Annotated in this window: 29 protein-coding genes and 1 pseudogene; 20 read left to right on the top strand and 10 right to left on the bottom strand. The window is 65.2% G+C overall.

What is annotated here, in order from left to right:
* Window positions 1-21: 21 nt before the first annotated feature.
* On the bottom strand, window positions 22-312 hold the full coding sequence (locus BUB09_RS04790; protein ID WP_072895471.1) for a YcgL domain-containing protein: 291 nt from the start codon (window positions 310-312) through the stop codon (window positions 22-24).
* Between the two features lie 52 nt (window positions 313-364).
* Between BUB09_RS04790 and BUB09_RS04785 the strand changes: the two genes are divergently transcribed.
* Window positions 365-1,228, top strand: coding sequence for a trypsin-like serine peptidase (locus BUB09_RS04785; RefSeq protein ID WP_072894852.1), 864 nt, complete (start codon window positions 365-367; stop codon window positions 1,226-1,228).
* 118 nt (window positions 1,229-1,346) lie between these two features.
* On the opposite strand, the gene BUB09_RS04780 is transcribed toward BUB09_RS04785, so the two are convergent.
* A complete protein-coding gene (locus tag BUB09_RS04780) occupies window positions 1,347-2,324 on the bottom strand; it encodes a malate dehydrogenase (RefSeq protein ID WP_072894849.1) in 978 nt (325 codons plus the stop codon).
* Between the two features lie 162 nt (window positions 2,325-2,486).
* On the opposite strand from BUB09_RS04780, the gene BUB09_RS04775 reads away from it, so the two are divergent.
* Window positions 2,487-2,801, top strand: coding sequence for a hypothetical protein (locus tag BUB09_RS04775; RefSeq protein WP_072894847.1), 315 nt, complete (start codon window positions 2,487-2,489; stop codon window positions 2,799-2,801).
* A 15-nt stretch (window positions 2,802-2,816) separates the two neighbouring features.
* Here BUB09_RS04775 and BUB09_RS04770 read toward each other — a convergent pair whose 3' ends face one another.
* A complete protein-coding gene (locus tag BUB09_RS04770; protein ID WP_072894844.1) occupies window positions 2,817-5,330 on the bottom strand; it encodes an ABC transporter permease in 2,514 nt (837 codons plus the stop codon).
* Window positions 5,330-6,046, bottom strand: a complete 717-nt coding sequence (locus tag BUB09_RS04765) for an ABC transporter ATP-binding protein (RefSeq protein ID WP_245793134.1) — start codon at window positions 6,044-6,046, stop codon at window positions 5,330-5,332. The genes BUB09_RS04770 and BUB09_RS04765 overlap by 1 nt, the downstream gene beginning before the upstream one ends.
* On the opposite strand from BUB09_RS04765, the gene BUB09_RS04760 reads away from it, so the two are divergent.
* From BUB09_RS04760 to BUB09_RS17720, 9 genes and pseudogenes are all read left to right on the top strand, one after another.
* Window positions 6,018-6,677: an arylesterase gene (locus BUB09_RS04760; RefSeq protein ID WP_281249908.1), complete on the top strand. Its 660-nt coding sequence runs from the start codon at window positions 6,018-6,020 to the stop codon at window positions 6,675-6,677. The two genes, BUB09_RS04765 and BUB09_RS04760, sit on opposite strands and share 29 nt — an antisense overlap.
* A 118-nt stretch (window positions 6,678-6,795) precedes the next feature.
* Window positions 6,796-8,073, top strand: a complete 1,278-nt coding sequence (locus BUB09_RS04755) for an NAD(P)/FAD-dependent oxidoreductase (RefSeq protein ID WP_072894839.1) — start codon at window positions 6,796-6,798, stop codon at window positions 8,071-8,073.
* Window positions 8,070-8,858, top strand: a complete 789-nt coding sequence (locus tag BUB09_RS04750) for a DUF1365 domain-containing protein (RefSeq protein WP_072894836.1) — start codon at window positions 8,070-8,072, stop codon at window positions 8,856-8,858. The genes BUB09_RS04755 and BUB09_RS04750 overlap by 4 nt, the downstream gene beginning before the upstream one ends.
* On the top strand, window positions 8,858-10,144 hold the full coding sequence (locus BUB09_RS04745) for an SAM-dependent methyltransferase (protein ID WP_245793133.1): 1,287 nt from the start codon (window positions 8,858-8,860) through the stop codon (window positions 10,142-10,144). Before BUB09_RS04750 ends, BUB09_RS04745 begins: the two co-directional genes overlap by 1 nt.
* A gap of 2 nt (window positions 10,145-10,146) precedes the next feature.
* A complete protein-coding gene (locus BUB09_RS04740; protein WP_072894834.1) occupies window positions 10,147-10,662 on the top strand; it encodes a DUF2062 domain-containing protein in 516 nt (171 codons plus the stop codon).
* A 32-nt stretch (window positions 10,663-10,694) separates the two neighbouring features.
* Window positions 10,695-11,099: a hotdog fold thioesterase gene (locus tag BUB09_RS04735; RefSeq protein WP_072894831.1), complete on the top strand. Its 405-nt coding sequence runs from the start codon at window positions 10,695-10,697 to the stop codon at window positions 11,097-11,099.
* A 160-nt stretch (window positions 11,100-11,259) separates the two neighbouring features.
* On the top strand, window positions 11,260-11,769 hold the full coding sequence (locus tag BUB09_RS16890) for a hypothetical protein (RefSeq protein WP_139250121.1): 510 nt from the start codon (window positions 11,260-11,262) through the stop codon (window positions 11,767-11,769).
* Between the two features lie 137 nt (window positions 11,770-11,906).
* Window positions 11,907-12,038, top strand: a pseudogene (locus BUB09_RS17725) (IS3 family transposase); the annotation flags it as partial.
* A gap of 41 nt (window positions 12,039-12,079) precedes the next feature.
* A complete protein-coding gene (locus tag BUB09_RS17720; RefSeq protein WP_436232901.1) occupies window positions 12,080-12,478 on the top strand; it encodes an integrase core domain-containing protein in 399 nt (132 codons plus the stop codon).
* Here the strand turns inward: BUB09_RS17720 and BUB09_RS17130 are convergent.
* The 6 genes from BUB09_RS17130 to BUB09_RS04705 form a co-directional block, all read right to left on the bottom strand.
* Window positions 12,422-12,661 (bottom strand): hypothetical protein, encoded by a 240-nt coding sequence (locus BUB09_RS17130; protein WP_175550097.1) that lies wholly within the window; start codon window positions 12,659-12,661, stop codon window positions 12,422-12,424. The two genes, BUB09_RS17720 and BUB09_RS17130, sit on opposite strands and share 57 nt — an antisense overlap.
* Window positions 12,662-13,110: 449 nt before the next feature.
* Window positions 13,111-13,467, bottom strand: a complete 357-nt coding sequence (locus tag BUB09_RS04725) for a hypothetical protein (protein WP_072894826.1) — start codon at window positions 13,465-13,467, stop codon at window positions 13,111-13,113.
* Window positions 13,464-14,609: an RHS repeat domain-containing protein gene (locus BUB09_RS04720; RefSeq protein WP_494546058.1), complete on the bottom strand. Its 1,146-nt coding sequence runs from the start codon at window positions 14,607-14,609 to the stop codon at window positions 13,464-13,466. The genes BUB09_RS04725 and BUB09_RS04720 overlap by 4 nt, the downstream gene beginning before the upstream one ends.
* Window positions 14,610-14,915: 306 nt before the next feature.
* Window positions 14,916-16,454 carry an ammonium transporter gene (locus BUB09_RS04715; RefSeq protein WP_072894820.1) on the bottom strand — a complete coding sequence of 513 codons (1,539 nt, stop codon included), beginning with the start codon at window positions 16,452-16,454 and terminating at the stop codon, window positions 14,916-14,918.
* Window positions 16,455-16,496: 42 nt separating this feature from the next.
* The gene (gene glnK, locus BUB09_RS04710) at window positions 16,497-16,835 is read right to left on the bottom strand and encodes a P-II family nitrogen regulator (RefSeq protein WP_072894817.1); all 339 of its coding nucleotides are present in this window, start codon (window positions 16,833-16,835) and stop codon (window positions 16,497-16,499) included.
* A gap of 207 nt (window positions 16,836-17,042) precedes the next feature.
* A complete protein-coding gene (locus BUB09_RS04705; RefSeq protein WP_072894815.1) occupies window positions 17,043-17,924 on the bottom strand; it encodes a lysophospholipid acyltransferase family protein in 882 nt (293 codons plus the stop codon).
* Between the two features lie 60 nt (window positions 17,925-17,984).
* Between BUB09_RS04705 and dtd the strand changes: the two genes are divergently transcribed.
* From dtd to tatC, 9 genes are all read left to right on the top strand, one after another.
* Window positions 17,985-18,422, top strand: a complete 438-nt coding sequence (gene dtd / locus BUB09_RS04700) for a D-aminoacyl-tRNA deacylase (RefSeq protein WP_072894812.1) — start codon at window positions 17,985-17,987, stop codon at window positions 18,420-18,422.
* Between the two features lie 77 nt (window positions 18,423-18,499).
* Complete coding sequence (gene hisB / locus BUB09_RS04695) at window positions 18,500-19,093, top strand: imidazoleglycerol-phosphate dehydratase HisB (protein ID WP_072894810.1); 594 nt, start codon at window positions 18,500-18,502, stop codon at window positions 19,091-19,093.
* Between the two features lie 21 nt (window positions 19,094-19,114).
* Complete coding sequence (gene hisH, locus BUB09_RS04690) at window positions 19,115-19,756, top strand: imidazole glycerol phosphate synthase subunit HisH (RefSeq protein WP_072894807.1); 642 nt, start codon at window positions 19,115-19,117, stop codon at window positions 19,754-19,756.
* A gap of 148 nt (window positions 19,757-19,904) precedes the next feature.
* On the top strand, window positions 19,905-20,630 hold the full coding sequence (gene hisA / locus BUB09_RS04685; RefSeq protein ID WP_072894804.1) for a 1-(5-phosphoribosyl)-5-[(5-phosphoribosylamino)methylideneamino]imidazole-4-carboxamide isomerase: 726 nt from the start codon (window positions 19,905-19,907) through the stop codon (window positions 20,628-20,630).
* A 24-nt stretch (window positions 20,631-20,654) separates the two neighbouring features.
* Entirely contained in the window at window positions 20,655-21,452 is a 798-nt protein-coding gene (gene hisF / locus BUB09_RS04680) for an imidazole glycerol phosphate synthase subunit HisF (RefSeq protein WP_072894802.1), read from the top strand.
* A 17-nt stretch (window positions 21,453-21,469) separates the two neighbouring features.
* Window positions 21,470-21,817, top strand: coding sequence for a phosphoribosyl-ATP diphosphatase (locus BUB09_RS04675; RefSeq protein ID WP_072894799.1), 348 nt, complete (start codon window positions 21,470-21,472; stop codon window positions 21,815-21,817).
* Window positions 21,818-21,881: 64 nt separating this feature from the next.
* Entirely contained in the window at window positions 21,882-22,112 is a 231-nt protein-coding gene (gene tatA, locus BUB09_RS04670) for a Sec-independent protein translocase subunit TatA (RefSeq protein WP_072894797.1), read from the top strand.
* A 21-nt stretch (window positions 22,113-22,133) separates the two neighbouring features.
* The gene (gene tatB / locus BUB09_RS04665) at window positions 22,134-22,625 is read left to right on the top strand and encodes a Sec-independent protein translocase protein TatB (protein WP_072894794.1); all 492 of its coding nucleotides are present in this window, start codon (window positions 22,134-22,136) and stop codon (window positions 22,623-22,625) included.
* Window positions 22,622-23,395, top strand: coding sequence for a twin-arginine translocase subunit TatC (tatC, locus tag BUB09_RS04660; RefSeq protein WP_072894791.1), 774 nt, complete (start codon window positions 22,622-22,624; stop codon window positions 23,393-23,395). Before tatB ends, tatC begins: the two co-directional genes overlap by 4 nt.
* The last annotated feature ends 11 nt before the right edge of the window (window positions 23,396-23,406 follow it).

Raw genomic sequence — 23,406 nt, 5'->3', positions numbered from 1 at the left:
GGGCTTGCGAAGCCCGGCGCTCTAGCCGCCGCCGAAGTTCAGCCGCGCGTTGACGGCGCCGTTGGGCGGCAGCTGCAGGAAGTAGCCGCTGCTGCCGATCGCCTCGATCACGCGCAGCACATCGACCCGCGCCAGCCGGCGATCGGGGCTCAGTTCCAGATTCATCACTGGCGTCAGGCGGCCGACCTTGGCCAGCAGCGGCGGCGGCAGGTCCGTCGTCGGCAAGTCGGGTCGCAGATACAGATACATTTCCGGCTGCTGGCTGCAGCGGTAGACGACACAGGCAACAGGGGCAACGGAGGTGACGGACATGGGGCGCGGGAACTCGGCGAGACGGCAGCACAGCGGCAGCAAGGCTCGCATGATGCCACTGGCCACCGTCGCGGCGCTGAGCGCGGCGCTACTGGCATTGATGGCGCAGGCCAGCGTGATCGGCGACGACGGCCGCCAGACCGCCGATCGCGAGGCCCTGCCGCTGGCGTCGATCGGGTCGCTGCTCGACCTCGACAGCGGCGCGCTATGCACCGCCAGCATCGTCGCCGACGACCTGCTGCTGACACCGGCGCACTGTGCGCTGCGCGCCGCTACCGACGCCGATTGCGCCTGGCCCCGCACACGCAGTGACTGCCGCGAGCCCGGCGCGCTGAGCTTGCGCGACTTACGCTTCGTGCCGGCCGACGATCACCAGATCGCGCCGGCCGACAAGTTCGCGCACAGCCGGCGTATCGACCGCGTGGTCGCGCACGGCGCTGCCAGCGCCGACTACCGGCAGCAGCGGCACAACGACTGGGCGCTGCTGCAGTTGGCCGAGCCGCTGGCCGTGCAGCGCCATCCGCCGCTGCGCGTCGCGGTGCCCGACTACGCCACGATCGGCGGCACGGCGCTGGCGATGCCCGGCTATTCGGCCGATCGCTATTACCGCGACGGCAACCCGGTCGCCGATGTCGCCTGCACGCTGGGCTTCGTTGCCGCGCCGGTGAGCTTGATCGAGCACGACTGCGATTCCACCGCCGGCGCATCGGGCTCGCCGATCCTGATCCGTGACGGCGACGGCGGCTGGTCGCTGATCGGCCTGCACAGCGACGGCCCCGACCCGCGCTACGCCCGGTCGCGCAACGGCGAGCACCGCAACTACGGCACGCCGTCGAGTGCGTTCTGGCCGGCGCTGATGCAGCTGCAACGTCAACGCAGCTTGCAGCCGCCGCAGGCCACGGACAGCCGCCGCTGACCGCGCCCGTTGCGGGCCGCGCGGCACTGAAGGCCAAAGAAAGACCGGCAGGGAAACCCCTGCCGGTCTGGTTGACGCTGGGCTTGTCGGCCGAAGCCGCAGCTTCAGCCGCCTGCGATTACGCCAGCAGGTCTTCGATCGCCGCGCGCTCTTCGCGCAGTTCGGCGTCGGTGGCGTCCATGCGGGCGCGGCTGAACGCGTCGATCGGCAGGCCCTGCACGATCTCGTACTTGCCGTCCTTGCAGGTCACCGGGTAGCCGTAGACCACGCCCGGCTTGATGCCGTAGCTGCCGTCGGACGGAATGCCCATCGACACCCACTTGCCGTTGGTGCCCAGCGCCCAGTCGCGCATGTGGTCAACCGCAGCCGACGCGGCCGAAGCTGCCGACGACAGGCCGCGCGCCTTGATGATCGCCGCGCCGCGCTGCTGCACGGTCGGGATGAAGTCGGACTCGATCCACTGCTGGTCGACCAGGCTCTTGGCCGGCTTGCCAGCGACCGTGGTGCTGGTGATGTCCGGGTACTGCGTGGAGCTGTGGTTGCCCCAGATGATGATCTTGTCGATGTCGTTGCCGCTGACGCCGGTCTTGGTGGCGAGCTGGCTGATCGCGCGGTTGTGGTCGAGGCGGACCATCGCGGTGAACTGCTTCGGATCCAGGCTCTTGGCGGCCGAAGCGGCGATCAGCGCGTTGGTGTTGGCCGGGTTGCCGACGACCAGCACCTTGACGTCACGGCTGGCCTTGGCGGCGAGCGCCTTGCCCTGCGGCACGAAGATCGCGCCATTGGCGGTCAGCAGGTCCTTGCGCTCCATGCCGGGGCCGCGCGGACGCGCGCCGACCAGCAGCGCGTAGTCGGTGCCGTCGAAGGCTTCCATCGGGTCGGCGGTGGCGACCACGCCCGACACCAGCGGGAACGCGCAGTCGTCGATCTCCATCACGGTGCCCTTGAGCTTTTCCAGCGAGTCCGGGATGTCCAGCAGCTGCAGGATCACCGGCTGATCGGGGCCCAGCATGGAACCGCTGGCGATGCGGAAGATGAGCGAGTAGGCAATCTGGCCGGCGGCGCCGGTGATGGCGACCTTGACGGGCTTCTTCATGAGACGGGACCTTCCTTCGGTGGTTCGATGAGCGGGCGATACCGGCTGCCGCTGATCGACGCGACGGCCCGGGGGCCGCGATTTTAGTCGATCTGAACAAAAAGCGGTCAGGCCGGTCGACAATGCGCCGCGCCCAACCGCGCTTCACCCATCGATGCCCTGATGCCACCGAATCCCGATCGCGACGAACTGCTGCACCTGCTGTCGATCTCCGGCACCTTGTCCGGCATCTGCATCGGCGGCGTGACGCTGTTCCACACCGTGCAAACCGAATCGCGCGCGGCCACGCTGGTCGACGACCTGCTGGCGGTCTGCGCGCTCGGCTTTCTGGTCTGCACGTATCTGAACGTCTGGGCGCTGCGCACGCGGCTGCGGCGCTACGCCCACGTGCTGATCCGGATCATCGACCTGCTGTTCCTGGCCTCGCTGACCGGCCTGGTGCTGGCCGGATTCCTGATGGTCTACACGGTGCTGTGACGGCCAGGGCCGCGATCAGCGGCCACCGGCCAGCACCACGCGCGGCGGCGTGTCGAGCACGCGGCGCAGCGACCACCAGCCCAGCGCGACCACCAGCAGCGCACCGCCGCCGCCACCGAGCAGCCACAGCAGCGGGCTCGCTTGATACGGCAGGTCGAACACCTGCCGCGCCAGCACCAGCGCGGTGATCTGCGCAGCGGCCGCCGCCACCAGCCCCGCCAACAGGCCGAGCACCGCGTATTCGGTGACCAGCCCCAGCGCGATCGTGCGACGGCGCGCGCCGAGCGTGCGCAGCAGCGCGGTTTCGCGAACGCGCTCGGCACGCGTGCTCTCGATCGCGGCCAGCAGCACGCAAGCGCCAGCGGCCAGCGCGAACGCGAACAGGAACTGCACCGCGCCGACGATGCGGTCGACGATGCCGCGCACCTGGTTCATCGTCGCTTCGATGTCGATCGCCGTGACGTTCGGGAACTCGCCGATCAGCTCACGCAGCACGGCGCGCCGCTCGCGCGGCAAATGGAACGCGGTCAAGTACTGCACGGTGCCGCTGGCGTCGTCGAGCACGCCGGGCTGCGTCACCAGAAAGAAGTTGGGCTTGAAGCTTTCCCACTTCACCTTGCGGATGCTGGTGATCGTCATCTCCACCTCGCGGTCGGCGATCGCCAGCGTCAGCTTGCTGCCGATGCCGACCTTGAGCCGCTCGACCACGTAGTCGTCGACCGACAACTCGGGCACGCCCTTGGACTCCGGCGCCCAGTAGCGGCCTTCGATCAGCTCGTTGTCGTCACCGAAGCGATCGATCCACGACATGTTGAATTCGCGGTTGATCCAGCGCCGCGTCTCCGGGTCGTCGAATGATTCGGCCGTAACCGCCTTGCCGTCGACGGCGATCAGCCGGCCGCGCGCCATCGGCCAGGTCGGCGGCGCCGCGATGCCGTTGCGGGCGAAGAACGCCTGCAGCGGCGCCACTTGCGCCGGCTGGATGTTGATCAGGAACTGATTCGGCGCATCTTTCGGGATGCGCTGCTTCCAGGCGTCGAGCAAGTCGTTCTGCACCACGGCCAGCAACAGCAGCGCGAGCAGTGCCACACCCAGCGCCACCACTTGCGCAACGCTGGCGCCGCGCCGCCGCGCGACATTGCCCAGGCCGAAGCGCAGCGCGGTATGCCCGGCGCGGCGCAGCGGCGTCAGCACGGCCACCAGCAGCAGCGCAAACAGCGCCAGCACTGCGCAGGTGGCCAGTGTGCCGCCGAGCACCCACAGCGCCAGGCGCGCATCGCCCGCCTGCCACCACAGCAAGCCCACGGTCGCTGCGACGGCGACCCCGGCGATCAGCGCACCGCCGGTGTTGCCGTCGTCGCGCTGGAACACGCGGATTGGCGCGACTTTGCGCGCCTGCAGCACCGGCGGCAGCGCAAAGCCGAGCAGCAGCATCAGCTCCAACGCGCCAGCGGTCAGCAGCGGCTGGATCGACGGCGGCGGCAGCGGCGTATCGACCAGCTGGCCGATCAGCACCGCCAGCACCGCTTGGCCGGCGTAGCCGATCGCCGCGCCGACGATGCCGGCGATCAAGCCGAGCAGCAGCAGTTGCAACAGCAGCGTGATGCCGATCAGGCGGCTGCTGGCGCCCAGACATTTGAGCAGCGCCACTTCGTCGCGCTGCGCCTGCCCATGCTGGCGCGCCGACAGTGCGACCGCCGCCGCTGCGAGCAGGATCGCCGCCAGCACCGCGATGTCGAGAAACTGCCCGGCGCGGCTCAGCGCGCGGCCGACTTCGGGCCGCGCGGTGTCGGGCTTCAAGTAGCGCGCACCCTGCGGCAGCGGGAGCGCTTCGGCCTTGGCCAGGTCGCCCGGCTCGCCGGCCAGCAGCTGCGTGTACTGCACGCGCGAGCCGACGCTGACCAAGCCGGTCGCCGGCAGGTCTTCGGCGCCGATCAGCACGCGCGGCGCCAAGTCGGTGAAGCCCGAGCCGCGGTCGGGTTCGTACTCGATCACGCCGCTGACGCGAAAGCTCGACTGCCCGAGCTGGATCGTCGCGCCGGGTTGCAGCCGCAGCTCCTGCCAGACGCGCAGGTCGGCCCAGGCTTCGCCGGACGGCGGTCGATCGCGGCGCTCGCGGGCCGTGCCGTAGGGCTGGTCGGCAACGCGCAGCGCGCCGCGCAGCGGATAACCCGACTCGGCGGCCTTGACCGACACCAGCAGCGTGTCCTCGCCCGACAGCACGACGCTGGCCAGCTCGCTGACGGCCGCGCGCCGCAGCGGCAGCGCTGCGAGTTGTTCCAGCAGCGCAGCGGGCAGTGCTTCGCGGCTGCTGATCAGCGCATCGGCGCCGATTGCATCGCCGCTCTGCGTCTGCACTGCGCGGCGCACGCGATCGCCGAACAAGCCGACAGCCGACGCGGCGGCAACCGATACCACCAGCGCCAGCGCCAGGATCAGCAGCTCGCCGCTGCGCCAGCCGCGCCGCAGCCGGCGCCAAGCAAAGCGCAGCGCGGTCATCACGCCCGCCGACGATGCAGGGCGCGCCATCAGACGATCCGCCCGCTGCGCAGCCGCAGCACGCGGTCGCAGCGCGCTGCCAGTGCCGCGTCGTGCGTGACCAGCACCAGCGTCGTACCGCTGACGCGGTTGAGCTCGAACAACAACTCGACGATGCGCTCGCCGGTTTCGCTGTCGAGGTTGCCAGTGGGCTCGTCGGCAAACAGCAACTGCGGCTCGCCGCTGTAAGCGCGGGCGATCGCGACGCGCTGCTGCTCGCCGCCGGACAGCTGTTGCGGATAGTGGTGTAGACGCGCCGCCAAGCCGACGCGATCCAGCGCAGCGCGGGCCCGGTCGGCGGCATCGGGCAAGCCGGCCAGCTCGGCCGGCAGCATCACGTTTTCCAGCGCGGTGAAGCCGCCGAGCAGCTGGAACGACTGGAACACGAAGCCGACGCGGCCGGCGCGCAACGCCGCGCGTGCGTCCTCATCCAAGCCCGACAGAGACTGGCCGTCGAGCAGGATGTCGCCGCTGCTGGGACGGTCGAGGCCAGCGAGCAGCGACAGCAGCGTGGTCTTGCCCGAGCCGCTGCTGCCGACGATGGCGACGCGCTCACCGGCGCCAATGCGCAAGTCCACGCCGTCGAGAATCGTCAGCCGTGCGGCGCTGCTGCCGCTGCCGCTGCTAATGTGTTTGCTGACGCCTCTGGCCTCGACCACTGACCGGACCGACGCTTCCATGATCACGCTGCCGCTACCTTCGCTCATCCGTATTCCCTTGCTGACCGCACTGCTGATGCTGCTGGCGACCTGGCTGGCCGTGGCGCCGACGGCGCTCGCAGCCCCGGCCAAGCCGGTGATTCTGGTTCTCGGTGACAGCCTGTCGGCCGGTTATGGGCTTGACGCCCAAGCCGGCTGGGTGGCGCTGCTGCAGAAACGGCTCGACGCACAGGGCTACGACTACCGCGTGGTCAACGCCAGCATCTCTGGCGACACCACGTCGGGCGGCCTGGCGCGACTGCCGAGCGCCTTGGACCGCCACAAGCCGGCTATCGTTCTGATCGAACTCGGCGGCAACGATGGCTTGCGCGCGCTGCCGCTGAAGGCAATGCGCGACAACCTGACCCGGCTGGCCGATCTGAGCCTGAATGCCGGCGCCAAAGTGCTGCTGCTGGAAATGCGCATCCCCCCCAATTACGGGGCGGCCTATACCGAAGGATTCACTCGCACTTTCGGTGAGGTGTCGCAGGACCGCAAGCTGACGTTGGTACCGTTCTTTCTGCTGCCGCTGGTCGGTGTGGCAGGCGCGTTTCAGGACGACGGCATCCATCCGTCGGCGGCCTCGCAGCCGACGATGCTCGACGCGGTGTGGCCCAGCTTAAAGCCGCTGTTGAAGTAAGGTAGCACCGGGGCCGTGCATCCCCACCGCCGAACAGGACGTAAAGCGGAAACAAGCGGCTTGTGGCGAAGCCGCTTTTTTATGTTTGCTAATCCTGTTTTGTTAACTAAAAAATCACATGAAGATCGCGGTTATCGGTAGCGGCATCACGGGGCTCGGCGCAGCGCATTACCTGAGCCAGCGCCACGACGTGAGCCTTTTCGAAGCAGCCCCCCGGATCGGCGGGCACACCAACACCGTCGACGTTCAGGACGCGCAGGCCGGCACGCTGGCGATCGACACCGGCTTCATCGTCTGCAACCCGGTCAACTACCCGAACTTCTACCGCTTCCTCGACGACATCGGCGTGCCGCGGCAGAACACCGACATGTCGCTCGGCGTCAGCGTCGAGAACGGCCGCGTCGAATGGGCTGGCGACGAAAACCTGGCCAAGATCTTCGCCCAGCCGCTGCTGATGTTCTCGCCGACGCACATCCGGATGCTGCTGGCGGTGCTGCGGCTGAACAAGGACGTCAAGCAGCGGCTGGTCAACAACGACCTGCCCGACATCACGCTCGGCGAGTTTCTGGAGCGCGGTGGCTACCCGATGGCGCTGCGCGTGCGCTACGTGGCGGCGATGGCCGGGCCGATCTGGAGCACGTCGACGCGCGGCACGATGGACTTTCCGTTCCCGTTTTTTGCGCGCTTCTTCGACAGCCACGGCCTGCTCAACGTCTACGAGCGGCCGCAGTGGCAGACCATCGTCGGCGGCTCACAACGCTACATCGACCGGATCATGTCGTCGTTCCGCGGCCAGCATCTGCTGTCGACGCCGGTGCGCGAACTGCGCCGCGACGAGACCGGCGTCAGCCTGCGCACCGACAACGGCGAGGCGCGCTTCGACGCCGTGGTCTGCGCCACGCACAGTGACCAGGCGCTGCGGATGCTCGGCGACGCCAGCGAGGCCGAACGCGCGGTGCTCGGCAACGTGACCTACGCCCGCAACATCGCGTGGCTGCACACCGACGAAGGCCTGATGCCGCGTCGCCGCTGGGCCTGGTCGGCATGGAATGCGCTGCTGACCAGCGACCAGCTCAACGATCGCCCGATCGGCGTCAGCTACTGGATGAACCGGCTGCAGAACCTGCCGACCAAGACGAATTACATCGTGTCGCTGAATCCGCCGCGCGAGCCGCGCGCCGACCGCGTGCTGTATCGCACCGAGTACGAACACCCCGAATATCGGCCGGCGACGATCACCGCGCAGAACGCGCTGCCGTCGATCCAAGGGCAGCAGCATGTCTGGTGGGCCGGTGCGTGGACGCGCTACGGCTTTCACGAAGACGGCTTCAGCGCCGGCTTGCGCGCGGTCGCCGGCATCGATCGCGACTGTCTGCCGGCCTGGGCGCAACTGTGAATCGCGCGGGGCATACACCGGCCGGCTCGCTGTATCGCGCCAAGGTGATGCACCGCCGTCGTGTCGCGCCGCTGTATCGCTTCGTCTACCGGATTTTCTATCTGCTGCTGGACATCGACCGGATCGACCAGCTCGACCGCAGCCTGCGCTGGTTTTCACGCAACCGCTTCAACCTGCTGTCGTTCCACGACGCCGACTACGGTCGCGGTGAACGCGGCGGCCTGCGTCGCTGGGCGCAGAGCGTGCTCGCCGATGGCGGCATCGACCTGGCCGGCGGGCGCATCCAATTGCTGACTTTGCCGCGCGTACTGGGCTTTGCGTTCAACCCGATCAGCCTGTGGTACTGCGACCACGCCGACGGCCGCCGGCTCGCGGTGATCGCCGAAGTGCGCAACACCTTCGGCGAAAAGCACAGTTACCTGCTGCCGGCGCCTGCATCCCGTGACGGCGGCGCTGCGTATCCGTGGATTCAGCACAAGGACAAGAACTTCCATGTGTCGCCGTTCTTCGACCTGGTCGGTCGTTATCGCTTCGAGCTGAACGACCCGGCCGATGAACTGCGGGTGGTGATTCACGAGACCCGCGAGGGCGAGCCGATCTTCGATGCAACGCTGGCAGGACGCCGCTTGCCGATGACCGATCGGCAGATGGTGTTGCAGGTCCTGCGCATGCCGTGGATGACGATCAAGGTGGTGATCGGCATCCATTGGCAAGCGCTCAAAATCTGGCTGCGTGGCGCCCGCTTTCATCGCAAGCCGGCACCGCCTTCTACCGAGATCAGTTGATGAGCAAACCTCCGATTCGCCCGGCACAAGAGCCGCTGCCCACGCTGATGCAACGGGACGGCTTTTCGCCCGATCTGCCGGCATCGCTCGCGCCCGGCGCGCTCAAGGGCAGCACGCCGCTGGTGCTGCGCGTGCTGATGTACATGTTCCGCGGCATCCGCATCGGCAGCCTCGACGTGCGCCTGCCCAACGGCACGCTGCGTCACTTCAAGGGCAGCGAGCCCGGCCCGCATGGCCAGGTCCATCTGCACGACGCCAGCGTCGTGCGCCACGTGCTGGCGGGCGGAGAAGTCGGCTTCGGCGACGCGTATCTGGCCGGAGCCTGGGATACACCCGACCTGACCGAGCTGCTGACCGTGCTGTACCTCAACGAGCCGTATTACAAGGGGCCGTTCGAGTTCAACCGCCTCGGCCGAATCTGGGGCTACATCCAGCACAAGCGCCGCGCCAACTCCAAGCCCAAGGCCCGCGCCAACATCGAGCATCACTACGATCTGGGCAACGACTTCTATCAGCTGTGGCTGGACGCGACGATGGCGTATTCCAGCGCCGTCTACGCCGAGCCGGCGCAGCCGCTGTACGACGCGCAGATCAACAAGTTCCGCCACATGGCCGAACGTCTCGACCTGAAGCCCGAGCATCACCTGCTCGAAATCGGCTCAGGCTGGGGTGGGTTTGCGATCTACGCGGCCACGCATTACGGCTGCAAGGTTCACTCGATCACGCTGTCGAGCGAGCAGCTGGCCGAAGCGGTGCGCCGAGCCGAGCAGGCCGGCGTCGCCGACCGGGTCCACTTCGAGCTGCGTGACTATCGCGACGTGGTCGGCCAGTACGATCGCGTGGTGTCGATCGAAATGTACGAAGCCGTCGGCGAGGAGTACTGGCCAACGTACTTCAGTGCGATCGAAAAAGCGCTCAAGCCCGGTGGCCGCGCCGCGATCCAGGGCATCACGATCAGCGCCAAGATCTTCGACGAATACCGCGTCAAGCGCGACTTCATCCAGAAGTACATCTTCCCGGGCGGCATGCTGTGCCCGCCGGGCAAGTTCCAGGATCTGGCGCTGGTCGCCGGCCTGCGCCCGGAGGCGCCGCGCTTCTTCGCGATCGACTACGCCGACACGCTGGCCGAGTGGCACCGCCGCGTGCTCGACGTGCGTGACGAAGTCGTGCGCATGTTCGACGAGCGCTTCCTGCGGATGTGGCGCTACTACCTGTCGTATTGCGAATGCGGCTTCCGCGTCGGCAGCATCGACCTGATGCAGATCACGCTGGTCAAGCCAGGCTGAGCATGAACACTGCCGCGCCCAAGCCGGGCCTGTGGGCGCGATCGCGCAACGTCGTACTCGAACAGCTGCGGCGCGGCATCACCCCGCATCAGTTGGCGCTGACGGTGGCCGTGTCGTCGGCGCTGGCACTGTTCCCGGCGCTGGGCACGACCACGTTGCTGTGTCTGGCTGCGGGTGCGGCGCTGCGCTTGAACCATCCGCTGATGCAGCTGGTGAACTACCTGTTGTCGGGTGTGCAACTGCTGCTGATCCTGCCGCTGTGGAAGGCCGGCCAATGGCTCGGCGCGCCGGCGTTTTCGCTGTCGCTGGACGAAGTCAAAGCGCGGGTTGAAGCCGCGCCGTGGCAGGCGCTTGCCGACTTCGGCGGCGTGATGCTCGGTGGTATCGGCTTCTGGGCGATTTGCGCGCCGGTGTGGGTCGCGCTGGTGTACGCCATCACCCGGCCGCTGTTCACGGCAGCCGTCGCGCGGCGTCTGGCCGCTGCCGCCGAGGCTGCAGCCGGACCGCCAGCCGCTTAAGCTCGCAGGCTTCGACACCAACGAGGCCTGCCATGACCACCGCTTTCTCCCGCAAGCTGGACCAGACCCTGATCGGCCGGCTCGGCATCGAGCTGACCGAAACGACCCGCCAGCGGGTGGTCGGCACGATGCCGGTCGACGAGCGCACGCACCAGCCGTTTGGCCTGCTGCACGGCGGCGCGTCGGTGGCCCTGGCCGAAACGCTGGCCTCGGTCGCGGCCCAGTTGAACGTGGCCGAAGGCGAAATGGCCGTGGGCCTGGAGATCAACGCCAACCACTTGCGCGGCGTCCGCAGCGGCACCGTGACCGGCACCGCGACGCCGATCCACATCGGCCGCCGCACGCAGGTCTGGTCGATCGACATCCGCGACGAACAAGGCAAGGCCGTGTGCCTGTCGCGCTGCACGATCGCCGTGGTACCGCTCAACGCCGGCTGAATCGGCGCCGGCGTTCCGGCTGCGCGAGTCACTAGGGGGCGATGAAGGTCATAGCGCGGTTCCTAGCATCACGCTAAGGGTCGCCACCCGAGGCCGGGCTACGCGATCCTCACTGCCGCAAGGGCGGTCGAGAAAATCGGAAACCGCGGAAGGGGGGCAGGTGAAGCCCGCTCCGAAAGGCTCAATCGCGATCAATTCCAAGCTGCTCCCGTATCAACGGGCTATCAATGCAAATCGATTTGCCAATCGTTTCTGCCAGCTTGTCAAAAGCATCCCAACGATCATCCGTTTCATTCTGGGAGATTTCTATTTCCGTATAGAAGTCCCTTTTTTCACCGATCAGTCGATCTATGCGGACGAACCGCTTTCCGTCTCGGCTCACGACGGATACAACGTGAGGATAATTACTGAACATGGTGTAAACCTACTGTGGCCAGCCGTGGAAAGGTGGTTCCGGCCGATTGTTTCGGCACGCCTACAATCGCGCTTCGGCGGATTCGTAGCAGCGCGCCGCGCTGCCATTCTTCAAATGTCCCGCCCTTTCTCTGCGGCCAAGCGCGCGGCATGTCTTCAGTTCTGCTTCAAGCCTTCGTTCGCAGAACTCCGTGTTGTCGTCGTCTGTACAAGCGTCGTAGATCAATGCTCCCGTGAGTATGCCGAGGCCAACTAGGTCGCCTATCGGAAGCGGACCATCAACAACACCAGCCGCGGCGCGGCAAGCGCCGGCTGCCGGATCGCATCCAGACGCCACTGGCGATCCCGCTGGCCGCCGATCACACGTGGTCGGCAGACTTCAAGACCGATGCCGTGTGGTCGGGTCGGCAGTTCCGGACCTTCAACGTCAACGACGACTTCAACCGCGAATCGCTGCGGATCGAGATCGACACCAGCCTGCCGTCTGCCCGGGTCGTCCGTGCGCTCGACGAACTGATCGAGACCCGCGGCACGCCGCGGCGCCTGCGACTCGACAAAGGGCCGGAATTCATCAGTCAGGCCCTCTGCAAGACTGGGCGACCCAGCACGGCGTCGCGCTCGTCCATATCCAGCCGGGCAAGCCGACCCAGAACGCCTACATCGAGCGATTCAATCGAACCTTCCGGACCGAAGTCCTCGACCGCTATGTCTTCGAGAATCTCAATGAGGTCCGCCGCATGGCCGAAGACTGGCGGCACCGCTACAACCACCAACGTCCGCATCGCGCCCTCGGCGGGCTTCCGCCCGTTCCCTATGCGCTGGCACACTCACCACACCCTCTACCTCAAGCTGTCTCTGAAAAACGAGGACGCTACAGCTTGCCGCGTGGGCAGAGAAGCCTGCCCGCGCTACGACTCCTTCGGGAGACTGAATACCTTCTCCCGCATAGCTGGCACCAGAAGTAGCAGCGTTTGGCCGACCCACTTCGATGCTTCGTCTGATCCCATGTCCTTCAGCATCTCCAAGCGCAAGGAAATCGGGACATCGCTATCGGGCTTGCCGTTCTTCAGCGTGTAAATCAAAAGTCGCTCACCCGATTCGTCATAGCGGACAAGAAATTCGTTGGTCAAAACCTCGCTTACTTTCATTCGAATCGTCCGGGTTAGATCGGCGTGTCAACGCCAGTGAGTGGCTGACGTTCTGATTCAGGCACCCCACGCAAACATTGTGCGTACCTTTGGAATGCGGCCATCTTGCAGACAGTCACAGCCTGTGCCCGATTGCCCGGATACCGTGATCCGGCGATCGCTTCACACAGTGCTTCTTCACGCTCCAACTGCTGCTCGCATTTCTTATCGTCATCGTCTGAGCACATCTCCGTAACAGCGTCCGCCGCCTTTTTCGCAGCATCGCGTCCGGCCGGCGTCGACATGTACGCGCCCAGGCCGATCGCAATCGCAGCCGCTTCACATCCGCCTGCAGCACAGACGCCAGGAATCACCAAGAACGGGAATAGCCCAGTGGGGTCGGTGTTGCTAGTGGGATTGTTCAACCCGTAGGCATAAGTATTAACGCCCCCTTCAAGTCGGCCCACGCGCTATTGATCATCATCTGCCGGATAAACACTCACCTCAAGCTTAGCCCCAAGGGCAGCGATCTGGTCTAGTCGAGGCAAAAGGACCGTGCAGGTCACGTTTGGATTGAAGACTGCGAGCCTGAGCGTGGGCTCGCAGTCTGCGATCAACGACTGTACCGCTGCAAGCGGTTTTAGAAAGCTGTCAACCGCCTCCGCCAACGACAACCGCACTTCATCGCGCTTGCGAAGGACCAAGCCCCAGCCTTGCTTCGTCCGATCTTCAAACAAATATTCATCGCCTAAGCTTCGTTGAAGCGTGACTTGCGCGCCAGCGAAGTTATGCAGGGAAAGCTCAATATCGAATGTCGCTTGGCTCATGGGCTCGGCTCATCGTAATCAGGCAGGCCGTTCCCGTTGCAGTCCTCGTTGAGGCACCCTGCATTCATAGGCATGATTTGCCAAGGGATCAGCCATTCGAGCAGCCCCAAGTCAGCTGAACCCTCCTGATCGCGATTGCCCTTGTTGTCTGGACCGGGTTTACCTTGTGCCTCCCAATCCTTACACATGGACTCCGCTTCATCTTTCTCTAGGTCCGCATCGCCTGGTCTCTTTACTTGGCGGTGATACCAGTTCCAGAACTGCTTGGGCAGTCCAAACGTCCTGTCATATTTGGAGAGGCCGTATGGATCGACGTAGCTAATTGGGTTGCCGTCCACGTAGCTGTAAGTATTGATGCCCCCCGCCAGGCCAATCGGATCGGATTGCAGATATCGACCCGTTTTGGAGTCATAGTCGCGGAAGTAGTTATAGGAAACACCCGTTTCTGAATCAAAGTATTGCCCTGGGAAACGCAGGTTTAATGTGAAGCTCTGCCCGGGTGCACCACTTGGATTCTCATTCGGCGCGCCTGTACCGAAGGGGCCTGGATTCCAGTTCCACACGACTTGGCTTGATGCGAAGCTGATAACGGCACGCGGCGTCTGCAGATGATCAGTGAGAATCAAATACGATCCGGCCTGGGTCACTGCTATCAACGGCATTCCGGCAATGCGGATGTATTCTTTATAGGTATTTGAGCTCGGCGTGTATTCGCCGACAAGGTTTGCTTCTTCATCGTATTGAAAATAGATCGGCGATCCGCCAGTCAATTGCTTGCTCGTACGCTCGCCATTGCCGCTATAAGCGTAAGACGCAGACGTTAGTTTGCCAGTGGCGCCAGACATCCGGCCTGCGGCGTTGTACCGATACGTGTTCGACTGGTCGGAAAGCACGTTTCCTGCTGCATCGTAGGTGAATGCGGTCGGGATCGAATTGGTTACGGCCTGTGATACTCGATTGCGATTGGCCGCTATCTGAAAGGTACTTTTAATCGATCCTTCAGTTTGTGATATTCGATTGCCATTCACATCGTATTGGTACGAGGCAGCCGATGTACCAGTCGACGATATGAGCCGGCTTAGCGAATCGTATCCGAATGTATTGGCTAACAATCTAGCAACGCCCCAGTAGCAGCACGCCACAGTGCTTATCGGTTTGCAAAAGGAAGTGACGGATCTCGGACAGCGTAGTGCACGCTGACGGGTCGTAGATGTGACGCCGGGCACGGCCGGGCCGTGTATCGGGGCTCGCCCTCAGGCGTGCGCCTGTAGCTAGATTTACAGCTTGGCCGCACACGCTCCGGGCCGGCATCTGCGAGCGGCGTTCACGCGCTCGGAGAAGCGGCAATCGCATGGTTCCCGCACGGCGCAGGGCGACGCCCAAGAAAAAGGGCGGGTCTTTCGACCCGCCCCAAGAACAACACCCCTAGGAGATCGTGCAGCTCGAACTCAGTTGTAGGCCTTCTCGCCGTGTTCGGCGACATCCAGGCCTTCGCTCTCGGCTTCTTCGCTGACGCGAACACCGATCGTGAACTTGAGGAGCAGCATGGTCACGGCCGACACCACGGCGCTGAGGACGATCGCCACCAGCACGGCCTTGACCTGAATCATGATCTGAGCCGACGAGTAACCCGCCACCAGCTCGACCCAGTTGTTGTACACGCCGACGCCGCCCTTGGCCGGGTCGACATACACACCGGTCAGCACCGCACCGATGATGCCGCCCACCGCGTGGACACCGAAGGCATCGAGCGCGTCGTCGTAGCCGATCAGCTTCTTCAGGTAGGCAACCGAGAAGAAGCAGACCACGCCAGCAACGGTGCCGATAACCAGACCGCCGGTGATGCCGACATAACCGCAAGCCGGGGTGATGGCGACCAGGCCGGCGATGGCGCCGGAGATGATGCCCAGCAGCGACGGCTTACCCTTGAAGATCCACTCGGCAAAGAACCAAGCGGCGCCCGCAGCGGCCGTGGCGAACATCGTGTTGGCGAACGCCAGCACCGCGTAGCCGTTGGCTTCGAGGTTGGAGCCAGCGTTGAAGCCAAACCAGCCGAACCACAGCAGCGAGGCACCGATCATGCTCATGACCAGGCTATGCGGCGCCATGGCAACCTTGCCGTAGCCCGAACGCTTGCCGAGGATGATCGCGCAAACCAGACCGGCCACACCGGCGTTGATGTGCACGACGGTGCCGCCCGCGAAGTCCAGCGCGCCGAGCTGCCACAGGTAACCGGCACCTGCGTTGAGTTCGTCGATCTTGTCGGCGCTCGTGTACGCATCCGGACCCGCCCACCACCAGACCATGTGGGCCATCGGCAGGTAAGACAGCGTGAACCAAACCACCGAGAAGATCAGCACGGCCTTGAACTTCATGCGCTCGGCATAGGCGCCGGCGATCAGGGCCACGGTGATGCAGGCAAACGTCATCTGGAACACGGCGAACAGCAGTTCAGGAATGACCACGCCCTTGCTGAACGTGCCGGTGGCCGTGAAGAAGCCATTGGCGTCGTAGACCACGCCGTTCAGGAACGCCTTGGACAGGCCGCCGAAATAGGCGCTGCCGTCGGAGAACGCGACGCTGTAGCCGTAGACGACCCACAGCACGCCGATCAAGCAGAAGATCGCGAACGTCTGGGTCAGCGTGGACAGCATGTTCTTGCTGCGGACCATGCCGCCGTAGAACAGGGCCAGGCCCGGCAGCGACATCAGCAACACGAACGCGGTGGAGACCAGCATCCAGGCCACGTTGCCTTCGTTGAACACCGGCGGCTTGGCAGCTTCGGCCGGCGCTTCAGGCGCGGCTTCGGCAACTGCAACCGGAGCCGCTTCCGCCGGAGCGGCTTCGGCCGGCATTGCCTCGGCAGCGGCAGGCGCCGCTTCGGCAACCGGCGCTTCGGCGGCTGCCGGAGGCGTTTCCTGGGCCCAGACTGCGGCTGAGCCGCATGACGCGGCCAGCATCAGGGCCAGTACATATTTACGGATCATTTACATCTCCCCTGGTTTATCGATTGAAACGTTGAGCTTTGGTTAGAGAGCGTCCTTGCCGGTTTCGCCGGTGCGGATGCGTACGGCCTGCTCGAGCGAGAACACGAAGACCTTGCCGTCACCGATCTTGCCGGTGTGGGCGGCCTTGCTGATCGCGTCGATAGCCGAATCCAGCTTGTCGTCGTCAACCGCGACTTCGATCTTCACTTTCGGAAGAAAATCAACAACATACTCAGCACCACGGTACAACTCGGTATGACCCTTCTGCCGACCGAAGCCTTTGACTTCGGTGACCGTGATACCGGCGACGCCGATCTCGGACAGAGCCTCCCGTACCTCATCGAGCTTGAACGGCTTGATGATGGCTGCAATTAACTTCATTGTCTTAACTCCTTGAACTGGCAGCGGTTTCTGATTGCAAGCGCGCGTCGCAGGCTGCACCCCGGTCTGCGGAATTGCATCTAAGCATGGACCATGCCACTCCAAACCCCCGAGATGATTTGGGGGAAAGCCCTCAGGCAGAGAGTGTGTTGCACCACAATGGTGCGACGCGGCCGCGTCGGGCCGGTCGCGCCCCATAGCGAGCCGTCAGCGCTTCAGGCGGGCGTACGGATTGAGCGAGCCGGCCGGCTGGCGGCGGTAGCGCTTGTAGCTCCACCAGTACTGCTCGGGCAGGTGCGTCAGCACCGATTCGATGCCCTGGTTCAGCATTGCGGCGCCCAGCGTCGGGTTATCCACTTGCTGCGGCGCCGGCGTGATGTGGAAGCGAAATCCGCTGCCGCGACCCAAGCGTTCCGCGTAGCAGAACCAGACCGGAGCACCGGTGCGACTGGCCAGGCGGGTGACCAACTCCGAGGTGTGTGCCGGTAAGCCGAACAACGGCGCGAACACGCCGGCGCCCCAGGGCGGATCCTGGTCGGGCAGGATGCCGACCATCTGGCCGTTGCGCAGTGCATGCAGCAGCGCCTTGACGCCTCCGCCGGTGGTCGGCACCAAATTGGCGCCCAGCCGTGAACGGCCTTCGAGCATGACGCGGTCGAGCGTTTCACCCTGCGGCTTGTACAGCGAGGTGATCGGCGCCACCGTGGAACAGAACAAGCCCGCCAATTCCCAAGACCCGATATGCGGGCACAGGATGATCGCGCCTCGCCCTCCGGCGACGAGCGACTGGAGTTGGTCACGCGCGGCCGCGTCGTCGAGCCAGCGATCGATGCGGTCGCGCGGACCGAACCAGATCGCCGGGGCTTCGCAAACCGCCTTGGCCATATGAACCAGGCTCAGTCGCGCGATCTGTTCGCGATCGGCGGCGGGCAGTTCTTCGAGGCACAGGTCGAGGTGCAGCTCGGTGACGCGCTTGAGGTCGTTGGGAATCCACCACATCAGACGACCGACGACGACCGCGAACCCGTGCAGCACCGGCAGCGGCAGATGGCCCAGCAGAATGAGCAAGCCGCGCAGGAGAGTCGACATACGCCATTCTAGGCAGCTACTGGCAAGTCTCAAGTAGATGGAACAAAGGATGCACCCCAGATGATCGGACTACTGCAGCGGGTCAGCAGCGCCAGCGTGCGCGTCGACGGGGAGCTGACCGGCGCCATCGACCGTGGCCTGCTGGTGCTGATCGGCATCGAAAAGCCCGACGACGAAGCGGCGGCCGAGCGGCTGCTGAGCCGCTTACTGGGGTACCGCGTATTCGCCGACGACGCCGGCCGAATGAACCGCTCGCTGGCCGATGTCGGCGGCGGCTTGCTGCTGGTGCCGCAATTCACGCTGGCGGCCGACACTCGCAGCGGGCTGCGCCCGAGCTTTTCGGCGGCCGCTCCGCCGGATCGCGCCAAGGCCCTGTTCACCCACCTGCTCGGCTTGGCCGTCGCCCGGCACGGCGCCGTCGCCAGCGGCCGCTTCGGTGCCGACATGCAGGTGAGCCTGACCAACGACGGTCCGGTGACGTTCTGGCTGACGTCTTAGTCAGTCGACATTTGCCAGCGCGGCGCTGCGGAGTATCCTTGGCGCCCTTTTGATCCATACGACGGCTGCCAGCCGACATGCCAGCACGCATCGCCAGCATCGCCCGCGACACTCGCGAGACGCAGATTCAAGTCCAGATCAACCTGGACGGCACCGGCACGTCGGATTTCGCCACCGGCGTCCCGTTCCTCGACCACATGCTCGATCAGGTGTCGCGCCACGGCCTGATCGACCTGATGGTCAAGGCCCACGGCGACCTGCATATCGACGCGCATCACACGGTCGAAGATGTCGGCATCACGCTCGGACAAGCGCTCGACCAGGCACTCGGCGACAAGCGCGGCGTGCGCCGCTACGGCCATTCCTACGTGCCGCTGGACGAGGCGCTGTCGCGCGTCGTCGTCGACCTGTCGGGTCGGCCGGGCCTGGAATACAACGTCGAATACCCGCGCGCGCTGATCGGCGGCTTCGACGTCGACCTGCTGCGCGAGTTTTTCCAGGGCCTGGTCAACCACGCCAAGATCACCGTGCACATCGACAACCTGCGCGGCCGCAACGCCCACCACGTGGCCGAGACGATCTTCAAGGCGTTCGGCCGTGCGCTGCGCATGGCCGTCGAACCCGATCCGCGGGCCGAAGGCACGATGCCTTCCACCAAGGGCAGCCTGTAAACCCCACGCGAGAGCATCGCCTTGGCCAGCATCGGCGTCATTGATTACGGGATGGGCAACCTGCATTCGCTCGGCAAGTCGCTGGAGCGGGTTGCCGGGTCGCAACGCATCGAGATCTCCTACGATCCGGAGAAGCTGCTCAAGTGCGACCGCTTGGTGCTGCCCGGCGTCGGCGGTGTGCTGGCGTGCATGAACGAACTGCGCCGCCTCGAACTCAACGATCTGGTCATCGAAGCCTCGCGCAAGGTACCGATGCTCGGCGTCTGTCTGGGCATGCAGGTGATGCTCGACCATTCCAATGAAAACGGCGGCGTTGATGCGCTGGGACTGTTCCCCGGCAAGGTCGTCCGCTTTCCAGACCCGCCGGCCGATGCCGTCGAACGCCTGAAAGTGCCGCACATGGGCTGGAACCGGGTCCGGCAGAATCGCCCGCATCCGGTCTGGAACCGCGTGCCAGACGACAGCTGGTTTTATTTCGTGCACAGCTACCATGCGCAGCCCGACCGGCCCGAGCACGTGCTCGGCGTGACCGACTACGTCACGAGCTTCGCGTCGGCCGTGGCGCGAGACAACATCGTGGCGTTCCAATTCCACCCCGAGAAAAGTCAGGCGGCCGGTTTGCAGCTGCTGGCCAATTTCGCCGAGTGGAACGGGCAGGCCTAGGCGCCGCGCGTCTGGCGGCGACAACCAACTTGCCAATGCGTCCCGCGTTCGGGCAGAGTCCCTCGCAACGGAACACGCAGTACCCGTCCTCTACTCGCGGCGCTCGCGCCGCATCCGTCAGTCTGACCGGCCGTCCGCCCAAGCTCCCATGCTGTTGATCCCCGCCATCGACCTCAAGAACGGCCATTGCGTGCGCCTGCGTCAGGGCAACATGGACGACGTGACCGTGTTCTCCGAAGACCCGGTCGAAATGGCCCGCAAATGGGCCGATGAAGGCGCTGAGCGGATTCACGTCGTCGACCTCGACGGCGCGATCAAAGGCCAGCCGGTGAACCTCAAGGTCGTCGAAGCCATCGCCTCGGCGGTCGACGTGCCGGTGCAGATCGGCGGCGGCATCCGCGACGAGGAAACCGTACAGCGCTACCTCAATGCCGGTGTCGCCTACGTGATCATCGGCACCAAGGCGATCAACACGCCGCATTTCCTGCGCGACGTGTGCCTCGAATACCCGCGCCACATCATCGTCAGTCTCGACGCCAAAGATGGGCGTCTGGCACTAAACGGCTGGGCCAAGCTCACTCACTTCGACGCCATCGAAGCCGCGCAGCATTGCGAGCGCGACGGCGTCGAAGCGCTGATCTACACCGACATCGGCCGCGACGGCATGATGGCCGGCTTCAACGTCGAGTCGACGCGCGCACTGGCGCAGGCGGTCAATACGCCCGTGTTCGCCAGCGGCGGCGTGTCCACGCTCGACGACATCCGCAAGCTCAAGGACCTCGAAGGCGAAGGTGTCGCCGGGGCCGTGATCGGCCGCGCACTCTACGAAGGCGGCTTCACGCTCGCCGACGCCGTGAAGATCGCCACCGCCTGAGCTGTCTTCGCAAAGGCTGCAAAAATCATGTTGGCCAAACGCATCATTCCGTGCCTGGACATCGACCGCGGCCGCGTCGTCAAGGGCATCAAGTTCGCTGAAATCCGCGACGCAGGTGACCCGGTCGAAGTGGCGCGCCGCTACGACCTGCAGGGTGCCGACGAACTGGTGTTCCTCGACATCACCGCCAGCAGCGAGGAGCGCCCAACGCTGTTCGCCACGGTCGAAGCCGTTGCTCGCGAAATCTACATTCCGCTGACGGTCGGCGGCGGCGTGCGCACCAGCGCCGACGTGCGCGCACTGCTGAAGGCCGGGGCCGACAAGGTGTCGATCAACACCGCCGCCGTGCACAAGCCGGACTTCGTCACCGAAGCGGCCGAACGCTACGGCGTGCAGTGCATCGTCGTGGCGATCGACTGCAAGCGCGTCAGCAAAAAGAAAGAACCACCACGCTGGGAAGTCTTCACCCACGGCGGCCGCAAGGCCACCGGCATCGACGCCGTCGAATGGGCCGTGAAGATGGTCGAAAAGGGCGCCGGCGAAATCCTGCTGACCAGCATGGACCGCGACGGCACCAAGGAAGGCTACGACCTGGACGTGCTCAAGGCGATCAGCTCGGTGGTCACGGTGCCGGTGATCGCCTCCGGCGGTGTGGGCAATCTCGAACATCTGTACGAAGGGTTCGACCGCGGCGGCGCCGATGCGGTGCTGGCCGCGAGCATCTTCCACTCCGGCACATACAGCGTGCAGGACGCCAAAACCTATCTGGCGAGCCGCGGCGTGCGCGTGCGCCAGAACGAGATTCGCAGCGCCGTCATCTGAGCGTGGCATCATCAGCCATGACCACCGCGCCTGATTTTTCGTCCGTGATCGATTCGCTGTACACGCTGCTTCAACAGCGCAAGACGGCCGATCCCGGCTCGTCCTACGCGGCATCGCTGTACGCCAAAGGCTTGGACACGATTCTCAAGAAGCTCGGCGAAGAAGCCGCCGAGACGCTGATCGCCGCCAAGAACGAAAGTGACACGGCGCTGGTCTATGAGTTGGCCGATCTCTGGTATCACACGCTGGTGCTGATGGCGCAGCGCAATATCGCACCGCAGCAGATCGCCGACGAACTGACGCGTCGCAGCACCCAATCCGGGCTGGCCGAAAAGGCTTCGCGCGGCACCCCAACCAAAGAGTAGCTTGGCGGTCCGGACATCGCGTTAGACTCGCCGCCCGGGCACACCGACCACAGGAGCAGACATCATGGGTTCATTCAGCATCTGGCACTGGCTGATCGTGCTGGCCATCGTCGTGCTGGTGTTTGGCACCAAGAAGCTGCGCAACATGGGCGGCGACTTGGGCGGCGCGATCAAGAACTTCAAGTCGTCGATGAAGGAAGGCGAAGCCGAAGCCGAGCGCCACAGCGCCGAGCTGATCCAGCAGCGCGCCGACCAGCATCAGAGCAGCACGCAGTCGGAAAAAGACAAAGTCTGATCCGCCGCCGGATTCGGTCGCATGTTCGACATCAGCTTCTCCGAACTGGCGCTGTGCTTCGTCGTCGCGCTGGTCGTGCTCGGCCCGGAGCGGCTGCCCAAGGTGGCGCGCACGGTCGGTCGCTGGAGCGGCCAGGCGCGCGCCTACATGCGCAATCTGAGCAACGAACTGGAACGCGAGACCAGCGTCGCTGACATCAAGCGCCAGTTCCAGGAAGCGCAGCAAGCGCTGCGTGAATCCAAGTCCGCGATCGAAGAATCGGCCCGCTCGCTGACCAGCGACGTCAAGGACCGGATCACGCCGGCCACCACGCGCGCCGACATCACGGCCGCTGCCAACGCCGCGGCCAGCGAAGCCGACGCGATCGACGCGGCCACCGCGATCCCACCCGCGCCGACCGCCACGGCCGACGCGCCCGCTGCCGCGCCCACGCCCACTGAGGTGACGCCCGCGCCGGCTGCCGAGCCGCCCAAGCCGCGCCCGGCGCCACCGCCCGAGGCGCAGTACCCGTGAGCAACACGCCCAACGCGGCCTCCGACGGCGAGCTGCCGCTGATCGCCCACTTGCTGGAACTGCGCACGCGGCTGGTGCGCATCCTGATCGGCATTGCGGTCGTGTTTGCACCGCTGGCCTACTTCGGCAAGGAAATCTACGCCTTCGTCGCAAAGCCGCTGCTGGCCCTGCTGCCGGAGGGAGCGACGATGATCGCCACCGAAGTCGCATCGCCGTTTTTTGCGCCGCTGAAGCTGGCCGGCATCCTGGCCGCGGCGCTGTCGATGCCGTGGACGCTGTACCAGGTCTGGGCCTTCGTCGCGCCCGGCTTGTACAAGAACGAGCAGCGCTTCGTGATGCCGTTGCTGGTGTCGAGCACCGGGCTGTTCTATGCCGGCATCGCGTTCGCGTACTTCCTGGTGCTGCCGACGGTGTTTCACTTCATGGTCGGCATCGCGCCCACGGGCGTCGCGGTGATGACCGACATCAACAAGTACCTGGATTTCGTGCTCGCGATCTTCCTGGCCTTCGGCGTCACGTTCGAAACCCCGGTGGCGATCGTGCTGCTGGTGCGCACCGGCTTCGTCACGCCGGCGCAGCTGCGCGAACACCGCCAGTACGTGCTGGTCGGCGCCTTCGTCGTCGCCGCCGTGCTGACGCCGCCCGATGTGCTGTCGCAGCTGCTGCTCGCGATCCCCAGCTACCTGCTGTACGAAGTCGGCATCTTGGCATCGGTCTGGGCCTCGCCCAAGGTCGAGCCAGGCGCCGCGCTGCCCGCCGAAAAGAGCTGAGCGCGCGGCTG

It is taken from the genome of Hydrocarboniphaga daqingensis (assembly GCF_900129825.1).
GTDB classification, from domain to species: domain Bacteria; phylum Pseudomonadota; class Gammaproteobacteria; order Nevskiales; family Nevskiaceae; genus Hydrocarboniphaga; species Hydrocarboniphaga daqingensis.
The sequence above is the reverse complement of the archived record's forward strand: the minus strand, read 5'-3'. Positions and strand labels throughout refer to the sequence as shown.